Source organism: Brevibacterium sp. ZH18 (assembly GCF_022748595.1).
In the GTDB taxonomy this organism is placed as follows: domain Bacteria; phylum Actinomycetota; class Actinomycetes; order Actinomycetales; family Brevibacteriaceae; genus Brevibacterium.
The window spans coordinates 65,321-84,257 of record NZ_JALDSX010000011.1 but is presented as its reverse complement, the minus strand read 5'-3'; the positions used below and the strand labels follow the sequence as shown (position 1 = coordinate 84,257).

18 protein-coding genes are annotated in these 18,937 nt (G+C 60.5%); 10 read left to right on the top strand and 8 right to left on the bottom strand.

Going from position 1 to position 18,937, the window contains the following annotated elements:
- Positions 1–182: 182 nt before the first annotated feature.
- Both panB and panC read left to right on the top strand, forming a co-directional pair.
- Entirely contained in the window at positions 183–1,106 is a 924-nt protein-coding gene (panB, locus tag MPN20_RS06590) for a 3-methyl-2-oxobutanoate hydroxymethyltransferase (protein ID WP_242780697.1), read from the top strand.
- The gene (gene panC, locus MPN20_RS06585; RefSeq protein ID WP_242780695.1) at positions 1,106–1,948 is read left to right on the top strand and encodes a pantoate--beta-alanine ligase; all 843 of its coding nucleotides are present in this window, start codon (positions 1,106–1,108) and stop codon (positions 1,946–1,948) included. Before panB ends, panC begins: the two co-directional genes overlap by 1 nt.
- A gap of 56 nt (positions 1,949–2,004) precedes the next feature.
- Here the strand turns inward: panC and MPN20_RS06580 are convergent, their stop codons facing one another.
- A complete protein-coding gene (locus MPN20_RS06580) occupies positions 2,005–2,718 on the bottom strand; it encodes a LysE family translocator (RefSeq protein WP_242780693.1) in 714 nt (237 codons plus the stop codon).
- Positions 2,719–2,897: 179 nt separating this feature from the next.
- Here MPN20_RS06580 and MPN20_RS06575 point away from each other — a divergent pair, with 179 nt between their 5' ends.
- The 8 genes from MPN20_RS06575 (at position 2,898) to MPN20_RS06540 (ending at position 10,481) form a co-directional block, all read left to right on the top strand.
- A complete protein-coding gene (locus tag MPN20_RS06575) occupies positions 2,898–3,800 on the top strand; it encodes a LysR family transcriptional regulator (RefSeq protein ID WP_242780691.1) in 903 nt (300 codons plus the stop codon).
- A 109-nt stretch (positions 3,801–3,909) separates the two neighbouring features.
- A complete protein-coding gene (locus MPN20_RS06570) occupies positions 3,910–5,043 on the top strand; it encodes a GuaB3 family IMP dehydrogenase-related protein (RefSeq protein ID WP_242780689.1) in 1,134 nt (377 codons plus the stop codon).
- A 31-nt stretch (positions 5,044–5,074) separates the two neighbouring features.
- Positions 5,075–6,082: an SURF1 family protein gene (locus MPN20_RS06565; RefSeq protein WP_242780687.1), complete on the top strand. Its 1,008-nt coding sequence runs from the start codon at positions 5,075–5,077 to the stop codon at positions 6,080–6,082.
- 2 nt (positions 6,083–6,084) lie between these two features.
- Entirely contained in the window at positions 6,085–6,522 is a 438-nt protein-coding gene (locus MPN20_RS06560; RefSeq protein WP_242780685.1) for a DUF3817 domain-containing protein, read from the top strand.
- Between the two features lie 90 nt (positions 6,523–6,612).
- Entirely contained in the window at positions 6,613–8,193 is a 1,581-nt protein-coding gene (gene guaA, locus MPN20_RS06555; RefSeq protein WP_242780683.1) for a glutamine-hydrolyzing GMP synthase, read from the top strand.
- A 91-nt stretch (positions 8,194–8,284) separates the two neighbouring features.
- A complete protein-coding gene (locus MPN20_RS06550; protein ID WP_242780681.1) occupies positions 8,285–8,974 on the top strand; it encodes a biotin transporter BioY in 690 nt (229 codons plus the stop codon).
- The gene (locus MPN20_RS06545) at positions 8,971–9,774 is read left to right on the top strand and encodes an ABC transporter ATP-binding protein (RefSeq protein ID WP_242780679.1); all 804 of its coding nucleotides are present in this window, start codon (positions 8,971–8,973) and stop codon (positions 9,772–9,774) included. Before MPN20_RS06550 ends, MPN20_RS06545 begins: the two co-directional genes overlap by 4 nt.
- A complete protein-coding gene (locus MPN20_RS06540; protein ID WP_242780677.1) occupies positions 9,771–10,481 on the top strand; it encodes an energy-coupling factor transporter transmembrane protein EcfT in 711 nt (236 codons plus the stop codon). The genes MPN20_RS06545 and MPN20_RS06540 overlap by 4 nt, the downstream gene beginning before the upstream one ends.
- 15 nt (positions 10,482–10,496) lie before the next feature.
- Here the strand turns inward: MPN20_RS06540 and MPN20_RS06535 are convergent, their stop codons facing one another.
- Genes MPN20_RS06535 through MPN20_RS06505 form a run of 7 tightly spaced genes read right to left on the bottom strand, consistent with a single transcriptional unit; the run spans position 10,497 to position 18,928 of the window.
- Complete coding sequence (locus MPN20_RS06535; RefSeq protein WP_242780675.1) at positions 10,497–12,050, bottom strand: ABC transporter substrate-binding protein; 1,554 nt, start codon at positions 12,048–12,050, stop codon at positions 10,497–10,499.
- Positions 12,047–13,579, bottom strand: a complete 1,533-nt coding sequence (locus MPN20_RS06530) for an amidohydrolase family protein (protein ID WP_242780673.1) — start codon at positions 13,577–13,579, stop codon at positions 12,047–12,049. Before MPN20_RS06530 ends, MPN20_RS06535 begins: the two co-directional genes overlap by 4 nt.
- Before the next feature lie 25 nt (positions 13,580–13,604).
- Positions 13,605–15,092 (bottom strand): amidase family protein, encoded by a 1,488-nt coding sequence (locus tag MPN20_RS06525; RefSeq protein ID WP_242780671.1) that lies wholly within the window; start codon positions 15,090–15,092, stop codon positions 13,605–13,607.
- Positions 15,089–16,204: an o-succinylbenzoate synthase gene (gene menC, locus MPN20_RS06520; RefSeq protein WP_242780669.1), complete on the bottom strand. Its 1,116-nt coding sequence runs from the start codon at positions 16,202–16,204 to the stop codon at positions 15,089–15,091. The genes MPN20_RS06525 and menC overlap by 4 nt, the downstream gene beginning before the upstream one ends.
- Positions 16,204–17,028 (bottom strand): ATP-binding cassette domain-containing protein, encoded by an 825-nt coding sequence (locus MPN20_RS06515; protein WP_242780667.1) that lies wholly within the window; start codon positions 17,026–17,028, stop codon positions 16,204–16,206. Before MPN20_RS06515 ends, menC begins: the two co-directional genes overlap by 1 nt.
- On the bottom strand, positions 17,025–18,032 hold the full coding sequence (locus MPN20_RS06510) for an ABC transporter ATP-binding protein (RefSeq protein WP_242780665.1): 1,008 nt from the start codon (positions 18,030–18,032) through the stop codon (positions 17,025–17,027). The genes MPN20_RS06515 and MPN20_RS06510 overlap by 4 nt, the downstream gene beginning before the upstream one ends.
- A gap of 8 nt (positions 18,033–18,040) precedes the next feature.
- Entirely contained in the window at positions 18,041–18,928 is an 888-nt protein-coding gene (locus MPN20_RS06505) for an ABC transporter permease (protein ID WP_242780663.1), read from the bottom strand.
- Positions 18,929–18,937: the final 9 nt, after the last annotated feature.

Genomic DNA, 18,937 nt, shown 5'->3' with positions numbered 1-18,937 from the left:
AATCACCTGAGGTCGTAATGTACAACTCCGACGCCCGCCTCTGTGATGTCCGAGCCGATGCCATAGGCTGGAATCAGGCTCGCAACCCGGGTCGACTCGATTTCGATACTGCGCATTCCGGCATGGGGCAACCGACCGACGCCGGTAGTGTGCCGAACACAGCCGACCGAAGAGGATCCACAATGCCCATGCCCGAAAACTCACTCCCATCCGAAGAGCCGTCGCCGTACGGGGGAGGTGTTGGTGCCTCCGCCCCGTCGAGAGGCGTCGCAGCAGATGCCGCCGATTCTGCCGGAACGGCGAAACCGCCGCGACGGGTGCGCACGCTCGACCTGATCAAGGCCAAGGCTGAAGGCCGGCGGTGGGCGATGCTCACCAGCTACGACCAGTACACGGCCGCGATCTTTGAGCAGTCCGGCGTCGAGGCGCTGCTCGTAGGAGATTCCGCCGCGAACAATGTCTACGGCCACGAGACGACGCTTCCAGTCACAGTCGACGAGCTCATCCCCTTGGCCAGAGCGGTGTCGAAGGCGACATCGCGCGCCCTCGTCGTCGCAGACCTGCCCTTCGGCAGCTACGAAATCTCCGACGAGCAGGCGGTCGCGACAGCCGTGCGGTTCATGAAGGAGGCCGAGGTCCACGCGATCAAGCTCGAGGGCGGCGTCGGTGTCGCCTCGCGCATCCGGGCGATCACGAGCGCCGGTATACCTGTCATGGCCCACATCGGGTTCACGCCCCAAGCCGAGCATAACCTCGGCGGGTACAAGGTTCAGGGTCGCGGGGACGCCGCCGAAGCGCTGCTGGCCGATGCGCATGCCGTCGCCGAGGCGGGTGCATTCTCCGTGGTCATGGAGATGGTCCCAGCGGAGTTGGCCGCCCAGGTGACGGCCGCTGTGGCGATCCCGACCGTGGGGATCGGGGCCGGCGCCGGGTGCGACGCACAGGTCCTCGTGTGGCAGGACATGGCCGGTCTGCGCCCCGGGAAGGCTCCGCGCTTCGTCAAACGGTATGCCAACTTGCATTCGATCCTGTCTGAAGCCGTCGGCAATTATGTCGCTGAAGTCAAAAGCGGAGAGTTCCCCGAGCCGGAAAGGAACTTCGAGTGATGGAGATCGGTGGAATCCAGGCCCTTCGCGCCTGGAGGAAAGGACAGTCCGGAACGGTCGCGCTGGTGCCGACGATGGGTGCATTGCATTCGGGGCATCAGGCGCTGATGGACCGGGCTCGGGAGTCGGCCGATCTGGTGGTGACGAGCATCTTCGTCAATCCTCTGCAGTTCGGAGCAGACGAGGATTTCGTGAAGTATCCGCGCCCGTTCACCGCCGACAAGGCACTGTGTGAGGAGGCGGGAGTGGATTTCGTCTTCGCCCCGGCTGTGGGGGAGATGTATCCCTCGGCTCCGGAGGTTCGCGTGTCGTCGGGACGCATGGGTGAGGTCTTCGAAGGTGCGGCCAGGCCCGGACATTTCGACGGCGTCCTCACCGTCGTCGCGAAGCTCTTCACCTTGGTGAAACCCGATATCGCGGTCTTCGGGCTCAAAGATATTCAGCAGTACTGCCTGGTCAGGCGCATGATCGAGGATCTCAACTTTGACCTGGAGTTGGTCGGACTGCCGGTGGTTCGAGATCCTGATGGCCTCGCAATGTCGAGTCGCAATACGTTCCTCAACGCCGAAGATCGGAGTGCGGCACTGGCGATTCCCCGCGCGCTTGAAGCGGCAGTCGAGGTGGCGTCGCAAGGAGCTGGGCCCGGGGACGTTGAGCGTGCTGCCCGTGTGGTCCTCGATGCCGCCGTGACTGCCGGCGGTATCGATGTCGACTATCTCAGCCTCGTCGATGCGGGCAATCTGCAGCCGTGCCCGAATGACTTCCGCGGTTCAGCGCTGCTGCTCGTCTCTGCGATCGCCGGTGCAACTCGGCTGATCGACAACGCCCCGTTTGAGTTCTGAGCCTGAGGCTGCGGCCAGGAATCGAGAGCTCAAACGGGCATGGCGATGACGAGGGCTCAGACGGGCATGGCGATGACCACGATGCCCATGATGACGAGGATGCCCGCTGAGACGGCTTCGATCCAGAAGTCTGTGCTTCTGCGCTGCAGGGCTGCTGCTGCGTATCCGGCAAGCAGGGCCAGGATGATCTGGTAGACGAGGCCGATCGCGATGACGACTGCAACGAGGAGGACGAAGTCCGCGCCCGCCGCCGACGCTGGGATGAAGGTCGGCATGACGGCTAGGAAGAACAGTCCTGCCTTCGGGTTGGTCAACGACGAGATCAGGCCACGACGGTACGAGATGACCGAGCGCAGCTGTCCCCAGGATCCCTTCGCGCCGGTGCTCGCTGCAGCCGGGACATCGTCGGAGACGAGGTCATCTGTGGCAGCGGCGATCTCACCGACCTGGCCGAGCGGGGGAGTCCCTCGCAGCTCGGTCCTGATGCGCTTGGCCTGGCGGGCCGCCAGCACACCGAGGAAGCACAGGTAGAGCCCGCCGACGACCTTGAGCCCGATCAGCGCCGAGGGATAGGCGGTGAGCAGGGCCGAGACGCCGGTCAGTGCCGCGATCATCCACACCGTCATGCCCGTGGCCGAACCGAACGAATAGATCAGCCCGGCCTTGCGCCGCAGGGCGGCCAGTCGCACGGTGAGAATGGTCTCGGGGCCGGGCGTGACCGCAAGAACGGCGGCTGCGCCGGCGATCGTGATGAGCTCGGGTCCGGTCATGGTGCTCCTTGGTGCATAGCGATGCGATGTGGACGGGTGGGGCGGTGCGTGCAACGCTGCACAAGAGCGACCCCAACGGGGCCACAGCCAATTCTGCCTGCCCAGACAGGTCGAGAAAAGCAATCATTTGCTAACAACCATTCGGTTCTGCCTAACATTCATCGCGTACGCTGAACTGCATGTGGGAACTCAACCGTCTGCGCGTGTGGCGAGCCGTCGTGGCCACCGGCTCCGTGGTGGCCGCAGCGCGGAGCCTCAACTACACCCCGGCCACGGTCAGCCAGCACATCACCACGCTGCAGAAGTCCGTCGGTCTGCCTCTCTATCGCCGCTCGGGGCGGGGCATTGAGATCACCGAGCTGGGCAAGCGCCTGGCCGAGGAGTCCAACGACGTCTTCACCGGTCTGAGCCGACTCGACTCGCTCGTCGAGAGTTTCCGCACCGTGAATCGCCCGCGGATGCGCATCGCAGCCTTCACCTCATTCAATGCCGGACTGCTGCCAGGCATCATCGAACCGATCGCTCTCGACCACCCCGATCTGCGCTTCGACATTCAACTCAACGAACCGGCCAAGGTCCGTCGCAGCCATTGCACGATCGAGATCCGCAGCGAGGTCCCCCAGGACGAAGCCGTCCACCTGCCGGGGATGACGCGCACCGTTCTCTTCGACGACGACTACCGGGTCGTCGTCTCCGAGAGGCACGAGTTCGCCGATCTCGACGTCGTCCCGTTCAAAGACCTCGAGGATCAGCGTTGGGTCGACTACGACCTGTGGGCCGGCCCAACGAGCAAGGTCGTCGAACTCGCCTGCGCCGCCGCTGGCTTCGAGCCGCGGACCTTCGCCGCCTCCGAGGACGACTTCGCTGCGCTCGCCCTGGTCGCGGCCAACCTGGCCATCACCGTCCTGCCGCGCTTGTCGACGCTCCAGCTGCCGCCCGGGTCGGTCGCCGTGCCACTGACCGACCCGCTGCCCGTCCGCCGGGTGGTCATGCATGTGCGTGAGCGCGAAGCCCATCTTCCGCATGTGCGGGCCTTCGTCACCGCCGCCGAGGCGGTCGTGGCCAACTACCTGCACGCTTAGGTTCCGCTTCACCCTTCACGCTCAAGCTCCGCTTTCTACCAGGGGAGACTCCCCGTTCCTCATAGTGGGCTGAGTCCCCGGCGACAGTGGGGTGGGATAGGCTATTCGCGTGACTTCAGAAATCGAAATCGGCAAAGGCAAGCGCGGTCGTCGCGGCTATTCGCTAGATGACATCGCCGTCATCCCTGCTCGGCGAACGAGGGACCCCGAAGATGTGTCCCTGACCTGGCAGATCGATGCCTATCAGTTCGATCTTCCATTCATCGGCGCCCCGATGGACTCGGCGATGTCTCCTGAGACGGTCATCGCGCTGGGCCAGCACGGCGGCCTCGGCGTCCTCGACCTCGAGGGACTGTGGACTCGCTACGAGGATCCCAACCCGCTGCTGGCCGAAATCGCCCAGCTGCCGGCCGAGATGGCCACGGCACGGATGCAGGAGCTCTACTCCGCACCGATCCAGGCCGAGCTCATCACCGCGCGTCTCGAGCAGATCCGTGAAGCCGGAGTCACCGTCGCCGGTGCGCTGACCCCGCAGCGGACTCAGCAGTTCTACAAGACAGTCATCGACGCCGGTGTGGACATCTTCGTCATCCGCGGCACCACGGTCTCGGCCGAGCATGTGTCCTCGCAGTCGGAGCCGCTCAACCTCAAGCAGTTCATCTACGAACTCGACGTTCCTGTCATCGTCGGCGGCGCCGCGACCTACACTGCTGCCCTTCACCTCATGCGCACCGGCGCGGCTGGCGTGCTCGTCGGCTTCGGCGGGGGAGCAGCAGCGACGACCCGTCGAACCTTGGGAATCCATGCCCCGATGGCCACCGCCATCGCGGACGTCCACGCAGCGCGCCGGGACTACATGGACGAATCCGGAGGCCGTTACGTCCACGTCATCGCCGATGGCGGACTGGGCACGAGCGGCGAGATCGTCAAGGCCTTCGGTGTCGGCGCCGACGCTGTGATGCTCGGCACCGCGCTGGCCCGGTCGACCGAGGCACCCGGTCGCGGCATGCACTGGGGCGCCGAGGCGCACCACCCCGAACTGCCCCGTGGCCACCGCGTGGAGCTGGGAACCGTCGGCAGCCTCGAGCAGGTCCTGTTCGGCCCCGGCCGGACGGCGATCGGCGAACTCAACCTCGCCGGTGCCCTGCGCCGAGCTCTTGCCACCACGGGTTACGTCGACCTGAAGGAATTCCAGCGCGTCGACGTCACCGTGTCGCCTTACCAGCCTGGCTCGGTGGTCTGATCTGTTCCGTCTGGCGCTGACCCCCAAATGGTTGGGGTCTCTGCTCCTCGTCCTGCTTCTCGTCACCTGCTTCGTCGGGCTCTCCGCCTGGCAGGTCGATCGGGCCGAGCACAAGAACGACGTCGTCGAGTCGTCTAGCGTCAATGAGCTCAAGGACTTCAACGATGTCATGGGCGCCGAAGCCCCGATGCCCGGGATCCTCGCCGATCAGCGAGTGAGCCTGTCGGGTCATTGGATCCCCGACGCCCAGGTGGTCGTGCCCGAACGAGTCCTCGATGGGGAGAAAGGGTACTGGGTGGTGACGATGTTCGCCCCCGACGGCGCCCACCTCGGCGAATCGGCTCGCGTGAACTCGGACGACAAGACGATCGCGATCCCCGTTCTGCGCGGATTCACCACGGACGAGAAGACCGCTATGAACTCGCGTGCCCAGGAGGGCGACGTGAAGATAGCGGCACGGATCGGGCCGATCGAGGGCCCGCTGCCGGGCAACAGCCTGCCCGAAGGTCAGGTTCGCAGCGTCTCCACTTCGCAGATCATCAACATGTTCCCGGACCTGCTCACCTATTCCGGGTTCCTGATTCCCGAGTCGGCTACCGGCGCCGCCTCATCGATCGGCACGGACGGTCTGACCCTGGTCCCGCCCACGACGACGCGCGACGAAGGCGGATTCGATCTGCAGTCGGCCGTCTATGCCGTCGAATGGCTGATCTTCGCCGTCATGGCCCTGTACATGTGGTGGCAGCTGCTGCGTGACGACTATATGAGGCGCCGACTCGATGGCGGCTCCGACTCTCAGGACCCTGCGAACCAGGTCGAGTATGTTGTGGTCAAGGCTGCGGGCCGGTCCATGATCGATCCCGAGGTGATGTCGGGACTGACGGGGCTTCCCGCCCACAGGCACGGGGCCAAGAAGCCGCGGGGCAGACGTTCCGGTGCCAAGGCCGGCGATACCGATCACGGCGATACCGAATTCAGCAGCACCACGAACAGCAGCACCACGAACGACAGCGACACGAGAACGACCGGAGGAAACTGAGCGTGAGTCACGAACCTGAGTCCTTGGATTCCCGACCCGACGTCGACGAGAGCAATGTGTGGAGCGTTAAGCGCTTCACCTCGGCGCGCAATGCCCTGAAGTTCTACCGGGTGATGGCCATCATCACCGGCACGATGCTGCTCATCCTCACCTTCGAGATGATCTACAAGTACCTCATCGCAGCCGACTCGGAGGCGGCGCTGAACTTCGGCGGCTTCAACCTCGCTGCGGCGATCGCGATCTGCCACGGCTGGTGCTACGTCGTCTACCTCATCGGCTGCTTCTGGCTCAACCAGCAGATGCGCTGGAGTCTGGGCCGCTACATCGTGCTGGCGCTGGCCGGCGTCGTCCCGGTGATGTCGTTCATCCTCGAACGGCGCATCAACCGGCAGGTTGAGGGCGAACTGGCAGCGGCCGTCGTGGTTGCACCCAAGAGCTGAGCCCCACCTCGGCGAGGTTCCGACGGCGCGGTTCGTCCGCCCGCTGAACCTCGTGTTGGGTGCTGGGGGCCCGGTGTTTAGAATTGGGGCATGACGCAAACCCAGAGCACACAGGTGCCTCCTGTCCTCGTAGTCGATTTCGGTGCGCAGTACGCCCAGCTCATCGCCCGGCGCATCCGCGAGGCGGGACTGTATTCCGAGATCATCGCCCACGACGCACCGGCCGCGGAGTTCGCGGCGAAGAACCCGGTGGCCATCGTGCTCTCCGGCGGACCCTCGAGCGTCAACGACGAGGGTGCACCCGGCTTCGACACCGCAGTGTTCGACCTCGGAGTGCCGACCATGGGCATCTGCTACGGCTTCCAGCTGATGTCGACCGCCCTCGGCGGACGCGTGGCGAAGACCGACAAGCGCGAGTACGGATCGACACCGGTCTCAGTTTCAAGCCCCGGATCTCTGCTGGCCGAGACCCCGAGCGACTACAAGGTCTGGATGTCCCACGGGGACTCCGTCGCCGAGGCGCCTGCTGACTTCGATGTCCTCGCCTCGACCCCTGATACCCCGGTCGCAGCTTTCGAATGCGCGGCCCGGAAGTTCGCCGGCGTGCAGTGGCACCCCGAGGTCCTCCACTCCGAGCACGGACAGAAGATCCTCGAGAACTTCCTGTTCAACGTCGCCGGCCTGAGCGCCGATTGGACGAACACCTCCGTCATCGATGAGCAGGTCGAACTCATCCGCGCTCGCGCCGGATCGAAGAACGTCATCTGTGCTCTCTCCGGCGGCGTCGACTCCTCGGTTGCCGCGGCACTCGTGCACAAGGCGATCGGCGACCAGCTCACCTGCGTGTTCGTCGACCATGGCCTCCTGCGCGAAAACGAACGTGAGCAGGTCGAGAACGACTACGTGAACTCGATCGGCGTCCGTCTCGTCACCATCGATGCGCGTGAGCGCTTCATGAGTGAGCTCGCCGGAGTCTCCGACCCCGAGACCAAGCGCAAGATCATCGGTCGCGAGTTCATCCGCACCTTTGAGCAGGCCGCTGCCGACCTCGTGCTCGAGGCCAAGGACGAAGGCGAAGAGATCGGCTTCCTCGTCCAGGGCACGCTCTACCCCGACGTCGTCGAATCCGGCGGCGGATCCGGGACTGCGAACATCAAGAGCCACCACAACGTGGGTGGCCTGCCCGACGACATCACGTTCGAGCTCATCGAACCTCTGCGCGCCCTGTTCAAGGACGAGGTCCGCGCGATCGGCCGGGAGCTCGGCGTGCCGGAGACCATCGTCTCCCGCCAGCCGTTCCCCGGACCGGGGCTGGCGATCCGCATCATCGGCGAAGTCACCGAGGACCGCCTGGCGATCCTGCGCAGGGCCGACGCCATCGCCCGCGAGGAGCTGACGAAGGCAGGCCTCGACGACGAGATCTGGCAGTGCCCGGTTGTCCTGCTGGCTGACGTCCGCTCGGTCGGCGTCCAGGGCGACGGCCGCACCTACGGCCACCCGGTCGTGCTGCGCCCGGTCTCGAGCGAGGACGCGATGACCGCTGATTGGACTCGCGTGCCCTATGACGTGCTCTCGGTGATCTCGAACCGCATCACGAACGAGGTCGACGAGATCAACCGAGTCGTCCTCGACGTCACCTCCAAGCCTCCGGGCACCATCGAATGGGAGTGAGTCGGACCCCCGGCTTCCTCTCCTGAACAGTGTTCAGTTATGGTTGGGTGAACCCGAATCGGCCTCGGGCCACCCAACCAACGGAGAACTCATGACACACGCGCATACCGGTACCCCCGCCTCGGCGAAGGTGCGAGCCAGCAGAGCTGGCGACGTCGCTCTCATCGCGGTCTTCGCGGCCCTGCTGGCAGCGTTCGCGATCATGCCTCCGATCCCCGTCGGCCCCGCCGGCGTCCCGATCACCCTGCAGACCTTCGCGGTCGCGCTCTGCGGTTTGGTGCTCGGGCCGTGGCGCGGTGCCGGTGCGGTGCTGCTCTACGTCGTGCTGGGACTCATCGGCCTGCCGATCTTCTCCGGGATGAACGGCGGCATCGGCGTCCTCGCGGGCCCGAGCGCCGGCTACATCACGTCGTTCACCCTCTACGCCTTGGCCGTCGGCTTCGTCGCCCGCTGGGCCATCCGCCGTTTCCGCGGATCGAAGCTATGGATCGTGCTGTTCCTCGGCGGCCTGGGCTCGAGCCTGCTGCTCAACCATCCCCTCGGCATCCTCGGAATGTCGATCAACGCGCACCTGCCGCTGGGCGTGGCCGCCGTCGCCGACCTCGCGTACTGGCCCGGTGACATCATCAAGAACGTGCTCGCGGTCTCTGTGGCCATCCTCATCCACCGGGCGTTCCCCGATGTCCTCCGCCGCCGAGGTGTCCCCGTCCATGCTCCGAATGCTCAGTCCGTGAATGGTGGGGCTGCGGACTCGACGGCCAAGGGCACGCCTGCGCCATGATCTTCGGACGACGGCCAACCTCGGTGCCGGGGGAGGGCGGCGCAGCCTCGAAGGGTGTGAGTGCGGCTCCGGGGGAGCAGGCGATCCGCTTCACGGACGTCTCTGTGGGAGTCCTCGACGACACCCCCACCGGTGACGTCTACCGGCCGATCCTCACCGCCGTCGACCTCGCCCTGACCGAGCCGAAGATCGCGATCATCGGAGCCAACGGATCCGGGAAGTCGACACTGCTGCAACTGTTCAACGGGTTGGTCACGGCGAACTCAGGGCAGGTGCTCATCGACGGGCTCGACCCGATGGCACAGCCCGGGCAGGTGCGCTCACGCGTGGGGTTCGTCTTCACCGATCCGGCAGCCCAGTTGGTCATGCCGACCCCGCTCGAAGACATCGAGCTCTCCCTGCGCAAGCGCGTTCCCAAGGCCGAACGACGGGATGCCGCGCTGGCAGTGCTCGACGAACTCGGCATCGCCGATCTTGCTGAGCGCAGCGTCTACGAACTCTCCGGCGGTCAGCGTCAGCTCGTGGCGCTTGCCGCAGTCCTCGCCGTCGACCCGCAGATCCTCGTGCTCGACGAGCCGACGACACTGCTCGACCTGCGGAATCGAGAAAAGCTGCGGCTGTGCCTCGAGGACCTCGTCGATCGCCGCGGAGTTCGAGTGATCTTCTCTACCCACGACCTGGAGTTCGCAGAACTCGCCGACCGTGCCCTCGTCGTCGACGACGGACGCATCATCTGTGACGCCACTCCCGCCGAGGCGGTTGCTGAGTACCGCCGACTGATCATGAGCGACTCGTCATGAGCCGAGCATCCGACGGCGGCGACCCGGGAGCCGCTGCCGCTCGACGACCGGCTGGAATCCGGCGACGTGCTGGAATCCGGCCGCGTGCTGGAATCCGGCCGCGGCCACAGCTGTTCGGGAAGGTCGCACACACACCTGGTTGGCTGCACAGGACTCCGACCGGTCTCAAACTCACAGCCATCGCACTCATCGGCATCGTGGCGCTCGTGTTCCGTGACCCGGTCGTGAACTGGTCGATGTTCGCCGTCCTGGTCGTCCTCGGGTTCACGGCGAAGCTGCGACCGCGTCATTTCGTTCGGACCTGGATCTATGCCGGTGTTCTGGTCATCATCGTCATCGCTATGCAGTTCTTCTTCGGATCGCTGACTGCAGGCCTGACCGTGGGCGGGACAGTGTTCGCGTGTGTGCAGGCGGCGATGATGCTGACGCTGACGACGACCGTGGCCCAGCTGCTCGACACCTTCACGGTGATCGTCTCTCCGCTGCGTTTCGTCGGTGCTGACCCGGCCGCGATCGCCTTGACTGCAAGCCTGATGGTTCGCGCGATCTCCCACATCTCCGGACTGCTCGGTGAGGCGGAGCGTGCGGCCAGAGCCCGGGGCCTCGACTCGAGCATCAAGGCCAGAGTTGTCCCCGCGATCCTGCGGTCGGTGAAGTACGCGCAGGACACGGGCCGGGCCCTCGATGCCCGCGGCATCGTCGACTGAGTCTTGGAAAAGAATCTACTGGTGATCGGGGTGGACGTTGTAGAAGATGTCACCTGAGATAGCTGTGAACTCATGGCCAGTGAAGCCTGATCTGATTCCAGTAGTCGTTGTTCTTCCTCCGAATTTGAGTACTGGGAGATAGTCGAAGTAGGCCTTCTGCAGATCATCTTTTGCGGACACAGCTTTGTCCGTACTTGGGGCATTGACAATCCGGTCGAAGGCATTTTGGATCTCCGGGCTCTCCGTCCAGCCGGGCCAGACAGGGTCGAAGAACACCTGGGTCAGAGGCGTCGACGTTGGTGAAAATCCAGTGATGAAGATTTCATAGCTTGTATCATCGGTTCGATTCTGGAGAACTGTAGCCCAGTCGGTGACAATGAGGCGGGCGTTGATGCCCACTTCGTTGAGCTCTTGATTCATCACCACCGCGTTGTTGTAGTGTTCTTCGTACTCTCGTGAGGTGAGAATCCGTACCTCTTCACCGTTGTAGTCAGCCTTCTTGAGCAGCTCGGCAACTTTGTCACGATCTTGGTGGTTATATGAGGCGAGTCCCTCGGTCGAATACCATTCCGAAGTTTTGGGCATCAGCGCGCCATTGGTGTCATAGAGCTTTTCCTGAGAAAATGCGGCCTTCTGAATGTCATCGATGTTCGTTGCGGCGAGAACGGCCTGACGCATATCAGGGTTCGACATCACACCAGTCTTTTTATTGAAAACTGCGGCATTGAATCCGTTGTCGCCCGTCACCACGGAGATGTTCTCATCGCTTTCGAGCATGTCGATATTGTCCGGCGGAAGAGCATTTGCGGCGTCGTACTCGCCAGTCTGCAATCCGGACATTCGAGTGGAAGGATCATTGACGAAATAGAAAAACATGTTGTCGAAAGCTGCATTCTTCTTGCCTGCAGTTCCGCTCGGAGGTCCAGTCGGAGACACATAACCGTCGAATCGTTTCAACTGAACGTATTGGTCAGTGTCCCATTTTTCCATCGTATAAGGTCCAGTCCCAATGAACTTTTCGACTGGGTCCGCACCAGCAGCATCGAGAACTTCCTTTGGCTGGATCGCGGGAAGTTGCCCTTGGTCAGCAAGTAAAGAGAGTGCGATGAAGAGCGGTTCGGGAAGTTTGACCTCGACCTTGTTCTTCACAGGTGAATACACCTTCGCGTCGGAGAAGAATTGTTGCCCGACGGAAGCCTTTGCAATCCAAGCCTTGAGCGAGGCGACGACGTCTGTTGCCTCCATCGTTGATCCGTCGTGGAATTTCACATTCTCGCGAAGGGTGAAACTGATGAGAGTTCCGTCGTCCGAGAAGGAAAACGATTTCGCCAGAACTGGTTTGACTTTATTGTCAGCATCCAAGGTGATGAGCGGTTCGAAGAAGTTGCGTGAAATGTCTCGCGTAGCGGTTGACGTGGTCATGAGTGGATCGAGAGTAGGTGGCTGTGCATTCCAAGCGACAATAAAGTTGTTGCCCTGGCCGCGTTGAGCATCTCCGAGGCCACCACCGGTGCACGCGGTCAAGGGAAATATCAGTACAAGGATGGCGCAGAGGAGTAGCTTTTTCATCCGTGTACTCCTCGCTGAGTCGTGGTAGCTCCGTTGAGTAGAGCCTTCCCGGGAGATATCGCTTGTAAAGTTCCGTTCTCGACGAGCAGTTCACCATTGACGAAGAGATGTACGACTCCGATTGCCGGTTCAACAGGAGCAGGGTTAGTCCGGGGCATTGCTGAATCGAGGTCAAAGATGACGATGTCGGCATCGGACCCCACTCCGAGGTGACCCTTGTCGTTGAATACGGGAGCACAATTGCTGAGAATCCTGGCTGGTATGTCACTAGAACGTGAGATCACTTCACTGAGGTTCATTAACCCGGTATCTCGATGCAACCATGTCAGCGCGCGAATGAAGCAGGAGCTGCTTCTCGGGTGAGCGGCGAAACCCTCCGGGACAGGAAGTGTTGTAGGCAATGTGGTTTCTGATCCGGTGGAACCGACCGTTGTCAGAGGCATTGCGTCAGAGGCGAACGCGGCTCCGGGGAAAGACAATGCCTTCAGGAGTTGGTCGACTCCAACTTGTTGATCGTCTCCGTAGTATTGGATCAGGCAAAGCCCGCCCGGGTCCTGATGTCGCAGTTCCGCGAGCCGCTCGTATGAAACGACCACTTCTGAACGTGGAAGGTAGGTGATCGTTGAAGCTGGTGTTCCGTTGCCTTCGAGAATTTCCGGTGCGAGGAAGTCCGCTCCGATCACCGTTGAGGCGAATTCGAATGGATACGACTCTGTAGTGATGGAGACACCTCGATTGATTGCTTCCAGCAGCAGTTGACCCGATTCGTCGCTCCCGTCCGCATTGGAACTCGCGAAATGGCAGATGTGGATTCGTACCCCAGTAAGCTTGCTCAGCTCGATCAACTCTTCAACCGACTCATGCGCAGGATGTCCAGGGATTCCAGAGCCGAAGCGAGCGTGGACAAACAGAGTAGTATTTCGCGACACTGCCAGCTCTGCGAGCGCTTTGAGTTCCGCTGCGGAAACTTTCGGAGCATAGCCGAGGAGTACTCCGATTCCGATCGCTCCATCATCGAGTTGTTCGGCGATCAAATCGATGATGGCTTGCTGTTGTTCGGGTGATGATGGGTTCGGCCAGTCTCGACTGGTCTGCAACTCGCCAAAGGCGTCGAGGGGAAGTGTTGGAAGGGCATTGATCTCAGAGGGGTTCATGCCCTCCATGACGATCATTCGGGCGAGAAGCCAAGAAGCTGAATATCCATAGTTGAGGACACGCCCTTCGTATTCTGCGGCATCAAGAGCATGCAGAAAGGGGGTCGCACCGCACTCAAGCTCCAAACTCGTTGTCACACCATCGTGTGCCTGGAGTAGGTGACCTATCGGATTCTGCGCATGTGAGTGCAGGTCAACAAACCCGGGGGCGACGATAAGTCCGTCAGCGTCGATTGTGCGTTCTGCAGGAATGGCATATTTGCCCACGTGAACTATTCGACCGTCGGTGATGCCCACAGTGAGCACTTCGTCGACTTCGTGACGCGGATCCACCACGCGACCGCCTGTGATGAGGACCTGGCACTGTGTTGTCATGAAAAGACTTCCTTCCGAGGGCTTGTCATCGAATATCCGGAAACCGGTCGAGTGTGGTCGCGGTGTCGATTGTGGGGGTGATGCTCCATGAACCAATGCGGTCCTCAACCCGTTTAGCGATCTCCAAGAGCCGGGCCTCGTCGCGAAACCGTCCCACCAGCTGAATTCCGACAGGGAGGCCTGCAGAGGTGAAGCCGACTGGGACCGAAATCGCGGGGTGATTCGATGCTGTGATGATGCTCGGAAGTGTCATCCAGTCGAGATAGTCTGACATTTGTGTGCCATCGATTTCCCGGGGATATCGGAGACGGGCGTCGAATGGTGGAACTTGTACAGTCGGCGTGATGAGTACATCGACCTTTTCGAGAAATTCGGCCATCGACGACCACGTTTGTGCCTGACTCCGCATCGCCGATGCGGCGTCTTCGCCGGTGACTTCCCGGCCGGCTTGCACGTTCCACAGAGCGTCGTTCTTCATATGTTCGCTGTGCTCAGTGGCGAGCGGCCCTAGGGTGGCGAGCATCTGCAATCCTCGCAATACTCGAAATGAATCTTTCGCTACAGGCAGCTCAGGATGGGAATTGACAACTCTGAAGTCACTTGCGTTCAACTGCGAAATTGCGCTCTCAAAGATGGATCTGACTTCGTTGGAGACCGGATACATTCCGGAGAAATCAAGGGTGCAGGCCGCAGTGATGTGCGAGTCGCCCATCATTGAGCCTTGCGCTGACTGCGCCACCTCGTGAAGCACGCTGGCATCTGCAGCATAGGAGTAAGGGTCAGTAATCGAGAAACCTACCATCGAAGCTAGCAGGTGAGCTGCATCTCTGACAGTGCGTGCCATGGGCCCTTTGACTGAAAGAGTGCCGAACGCAAAGCCGTTAGGAGAGTTTGGCACCGTTCCCAAAGATGGACGCAACCCGACGACATTGCAGAATGAAGCCGGGTTCCGCAATGACCCACCTGTGTCGCTTCCGTCGGCGATGGGCAGCATGCGTGAGGCTAGAGCTGCGGCCGCGCCGCCGGAACTTCCGCCGGCAGAATGCTCGAGCGAATATGGATTGCGAGTAAGGCCGGTAACGCCGTTGAATGTGTGAGAACCGAGACCGAATTCTGGAGTGTTCGATTTGGCTACAACAATGGCGCCAGCTTGCTTCATTCTCTGGACGATAACGTGATCTTGTGAGGCAACTCGCTCCGCAAATATCAGACTGCCCTGAGTATGGCGAAAGCCAGCTGCAGGTATGAGATCTTTGACAGCCACTGGCAGACCAGCCAACGGCAGGTTCTGACGCTCAGCCGGAGACAAGTGGTCAATCCGGGAGGCCTCGGCCAGTGCCCGATCTGATTGAATATCAAGGAGTGCGTTAACCGTCGGATTGGTGTCAGAGATCTTCTCCAGATGTGAGGTGATCACCTCAGCTGCAGTGAAATCGCCAGATCGAACGCCATTGCTCAACGCAACCGCGGTGGCATCAGTGAAGCTCAGTTCAGAAATGTTCCGCATGCTCATTGACCGGTTGCTTCGAATTCAGAAATATCCGTTGTAATGGCTTCCAGCTGCTCAGTATCGATGTCAAACCCGATGCCGGGGCCAGCTGGAACTTGAACGCTTCCTCGATCCATCGTCACCTCGGGAATGATGACATCACGATCCCAGTAACGGGCTGAAGGTGCGGTGTCACCTGGCAACGTGAATCCCGGAAGCGAAGCAATCGCAAGATTATGAGCGCGCCCAATGCCGGACTCAAGCATTCCTCCACACCACACGTCGATACCTTCGCGCCGGCACAGGTCCTCAATATCTTTGGCCTCGCTGATTCCTCCTACACGCCCGATTTTGATATTGATGATTCGGCAGCTGCCTAGCTCAATGGCTTTGCGAGCATCGCCGAGGGAATGGATGCTTTCGTCTAGACAGATCGGTGTTCGAAGTATTTTCTGAAGATGACGATGGTCGACGATATCGTCATGCGCCAAAGGTTGCTCGATCATCATGAGGTTCAGGTCGTCGAACAGTCGAAGGTGCTCAACGTCATCCAGGGTGTATGCGCTGTTGGCATCGGCCATGAGGGGAACATCCGGGTGTTCTTTGCGAACAGCTCTCAAATACGACAAATCCGTGCCCGGCTTGATCTTGATCTTGATCCGCGCAAAGCCTTCGTCCACGGCTTGTGAGACGAACTCGACCAACTCATACTCTGAACCTTTGATACCAACGCTGAGCCCGACCTCTACCGAAGGTTTTGTTCCGCCTATCGCCGCCGCAAGGGACGTGCCTTCGTGCTTCGCCCAAAGATCCCAGATGGCTCCTTCTACTGCAGCCTTTGCCATGTTGTTCCGCTTAAGCGGAGCCAAAGTAGTACGCACCTCCGCCGGGTGCGAAACCTCAGTGCCAACAAGCAAGGGAACGAGATGGTCTTTCAGGACAAGCTGGCAGCCCGGGGTGTATTCCTCGGAGTAGTAAGGGAACGCGAATGCTCCACACTCGCCGTATCCGATCAGGTCTCCTGAGTGGGCTTCGACTATGAGAAAGTCACGATTCGACTGTGTTGAGAAACTCGTCGTAAATGGGGTGATGAGGTCCAGGCTGGCCCTGCGAATAATGATCTTGTCGATGTTCACTAGTTTTTGCCCTTTGCTTCAGCTCGTTGAGATGGGTGGTGAATCGGTACGGATGCCAAGAGGCGCTTGGTGTAGTCGTGTTGAGGGTTTGCGAAGAGGTCAGCGGTGTCGGCTTCTTCGACGATCTTTCCTCGGTGCATGACACCGACCCGATGTGCGAGATAACGGACGACGGTCATGTCGTGGGTGATGAAGAGATACGCGAGCCCCAATTCGGCCTGAAGCTTACGCAACAGGTTGAGAATCTGAGCCTGGATCGAGACGTCGAGTGCCGATACTGGTTCGTCGCAGATGATGATCTTGGGCGAAACGACGAGCGCACGGGCGATGCCGATCCGCTGTCGTTGTCCACCTGAGAACTCGTGAGGGTATCGCTGAGCGTGTTCTTCTCCGAAACCGACTGCAGCGAGGGCTTCGTCAACTTTGGAACGAAGCACGGCTGGCTCACGTTCACCAATGATGCGAAGGGACTCTTCGAGAATGCCGCGGATCCGGCGTCGTGGGTTGAGAGACGAATATGGATCTTGGAAGATCATCTGCACATCTCGATTGGCTCGTGAAATGCTCTGAACCGATGTTGAGCCGTTGGAGGCTCTGATCGTGACTTCCCCCGCGCTTGGGGAGATAAGGCCTTGGAGGAGACGACCCGTGGTCGATTTACCCGACCCTGATTCCCCGACAAGGGCATAGGTCTTTCCCGCGGTCAGAGACAGACTGACGTGATCCACTGCCCGGGTCTCGGAGGTGGTGCGCCCCAACAACGACCGGGATGAGAAGGTCTTGGACAGATTTCGCGCTTCAAGCACGGTGTGGTCGTCGTTCATCGGGCGACTCCGTCCGACATTGCGGAATCTTCGAATAATTTGACGCTGCGTATACACCGAGAAGAATGGCCGTCAGACAGCACTTCCAAATCGATTGGACGGTCGCGACATTCCGGCAGTACAAAGGAACAACGGTCGGCGAATCGGCACCCTACTGGCACATTATGCAAAGTTGGCACAGTGCCTGGAATGATCGGAAGATCTATGCTCGGGTCTGATGCAATATCCGGAGTCGATGCCAACAAACCCCGCGTATATGGGTGCGCGGGGGAGTCGAAGAGCGTATGTACGTTTGCAGATTCGACAACTTCGCCCAAGTACATGACTACAACTCGGTCGCAGATCTCTGCCACAACACCTAGATCGTGCGTGATGAAGAGAATGCCAGCATCAAATTCATCTTTGAGTTCAATGAGCAGCTTGAGAATTTGTGACTGAGTGGTGACATCGAGAGCCGTCGTTGGCTCGTCTGCGATAAGCAGCTCAGGATCACAGGAGAGGGCCATGGCAATCATCACCCGCTGCCGCTGTCCGCCTGAAAGCTGGTGAGGATACTGCCGCATACGTCGCTGCGGTTCCGGGATTCCAGTCTTTTCCAAGAGCTCGGTAGCTTCTGATCGCGCACGTTGTTTACCGATTCGCCGGTGCGCGAGGATTGCCTCAGTGAGCTGATCGCCGATCGTGAAGACGGGATTGAGTGCACTCATCGGATCCTGGAAGATCATGGAAATCCTGTTGCCGCGAATCCTGCGCATAGCCGTCTCACCGAACGTGAGCAGATCCTCGCCTCCGAACCGTACCTGGCCTGAATAGGTGGTGGATGCAGGGTCCAGAAGTTGCAGGATAGATTCCGCTGTCACACTCTTGCCGCATCCGGATTCGCCGACGATTCCGACGACTTCTCCCGGGGCAACCGTGAAAGAAGCGCCGTCGACCGCAGTAACGGTACCGCGTTCAGTGTCGAAGCTGGTTCTGAGATCGACAACTTCCAACAGATTCGTCATTGTGTGGCTCACTTTCTGCGGTTGAAGGTCGGGTCCAGGAGATCTCTGAGACCATCGCCAAGAAGATTGACAGCCAGGATTGTTGACATAATGAAGGCTCCTGGGAAGACAGTCATCCACCATGCGTTGTAGATGAGTGTCTTGCCGTCAAGGAGCATGTTTCCCCAGCTCGGTGCTGGGGGCGGAACGCCTGCCCCCAGGAAGCTCAATGCAGCTTCGGTGATGATCGAATCAGCAAAGACGAATGTCGCTTGAATGATTAGCGGCGAGAGAATGTTCGGAAAAATATTGATCCACAGTATGCGGAAGAGAGACGCGCCTTGTGAACGGAGCGCTTCCACGTAAGTTTGTTCTTTGGCCACAAGCGCAGCCGATCGCACGATTCTTGCGACATATGGGGTAAAGACGATGCTCAGAGCGATGATGACATTTGATATCCGCTGCCCCATCGCTGCCATGATGGCTATTGCCAAAAGGATCGCAGGAAAAGCCATCAAGCCGTCTGAGATACGCATGAGGATGGCGTCCGCAATTCGGTTGTACGACGCGAACAATCCCACGATCGCACCGAGAACCGACGTGATGATTGCAGTAACTGCTCCGACAAGTAGCGAAACTCGGGCCCCGGCCACGGCACGAGCAAATGTGTCGCGTCCATAATTGTCGGTTCCGAAAGGATGCTCGAAACTCGGTGATGCGAGTCGCTGCGAAGGGTTGAGCGCGAGTGGGTCGCCAGCCAGAAGCGGCCCGATGAGTGCGACAAGTACGACAACCGCGAGAACTATACCGCCAGTCACAGCCAATTTATGTGCGCCGAAGCGTCGCAGAAACATTGATCGCCGCGAGTAGGTTTTGTTGATTCGGTTGAGTGAACCGACCGTCATTGTGTCTGTCATAGCCGGTTC

Excerpts from the sequence above, each read along its gene's own strand:
- panB (WP_242780697.1), top strand. The coding sequence starts at position 183 with ATGCCCATGCCCGAAAACTCACTCCCATCCGAAGAGCCGTCGCCGTAC.
- panC (WP_242780695.1), top strand. The coding sequence starts at position 1,106 with ATGGAGATCGGTGGAATCCAGGCCCTTCGCGCCTGGAGGAAAGGACAG.
- MPN20_RS06580 (WP_242780693.1), bottom strand. The coding sequence starts at position 2,718 with ATGACCGGACCCGAGCTCATCACGATCGCCGGCGCAGCCGCCGTTCTT.
- MPN20_RS06575 (WP_242780691.1), top strand. The coding sequence starts at position 2,898 with ATGTGGGAACTCAACCGTCTGCGCGTGTGGCGAGCCGTCGTGGCCACC.
- guaA (WP_242780683.1), top strand. The coding sequence starts at position 6,613 with ATGACGCAAACCCAGAGCACACAGGTGCCTCCTGTCCTCGTAGTCGAT.
- MPN20_RS06550 (WP_242780681.1), top strand. The coding sequence starts at position 8,285 with ATGACACACGCGCATACCGGTACCCCCGCCTCGGCGAAGGTGCGAGCC.
- MPN20_RS06545 (WP_242780679.1), top strand. The coding sequence starts at position 8,971 with ATGATCTTCGGACGACGGCCAACCTCGGTGCCGGGGGAGGGCGGCGCA.
- MPN20_RS06540 (WP_242780677.1), top strand. The coding sequence starts at position 9,771 with ATGAGCCGAGCATCCGACGGCGGCGACCCGGGAGCCGCTGCCGCTCGA.
- MPN20_RS06535 (WP_242780675.1), bottom strand. The coding sequence starts at position 12,050 with ATGAAAAAGCTACTCCTCTGCGCCATCCTTGTACTGATATTTCCCTTG.
- MPN20_RS06530 (WP_242780673.1), bottom strand. The coding sequence starts at position 13,579 with ATGACAACACAGTGCCAGGTCCTCATCACAGGCGGTCGCGTGGTGGAT.
- MPN20_RS06525 (WP_242780671.1), bottom strand. The coding sequence starts at position 15,092 with ATGAGCATGCGGAACATTTCTGAACTGAGCTTCACTGATGCCACCGCG.
- MPN20_RS06515 (WP_242780667.1), bottom strand. The coding sequence starts at position 17,028 with ATGAACGACGACCACACCGTGCTTGAAGCGCGAAATCTGTCCAAGACC.
- MPN20_RS06510 (WP_242780665.1), bottom strand. The coding sequence starts at position 18,032 with ATGACGAATCTGTTGGAAGTTGTCGATCTCAGAACCAGCTTCGACACT.
- MPN20_RS06505 (WP_242780663.1), bottom strand. The coding sequence starts at position 18,928 with ATGACAGACACAATGACGGTCGGTTCACTCAACCGAATCAACAAAACC.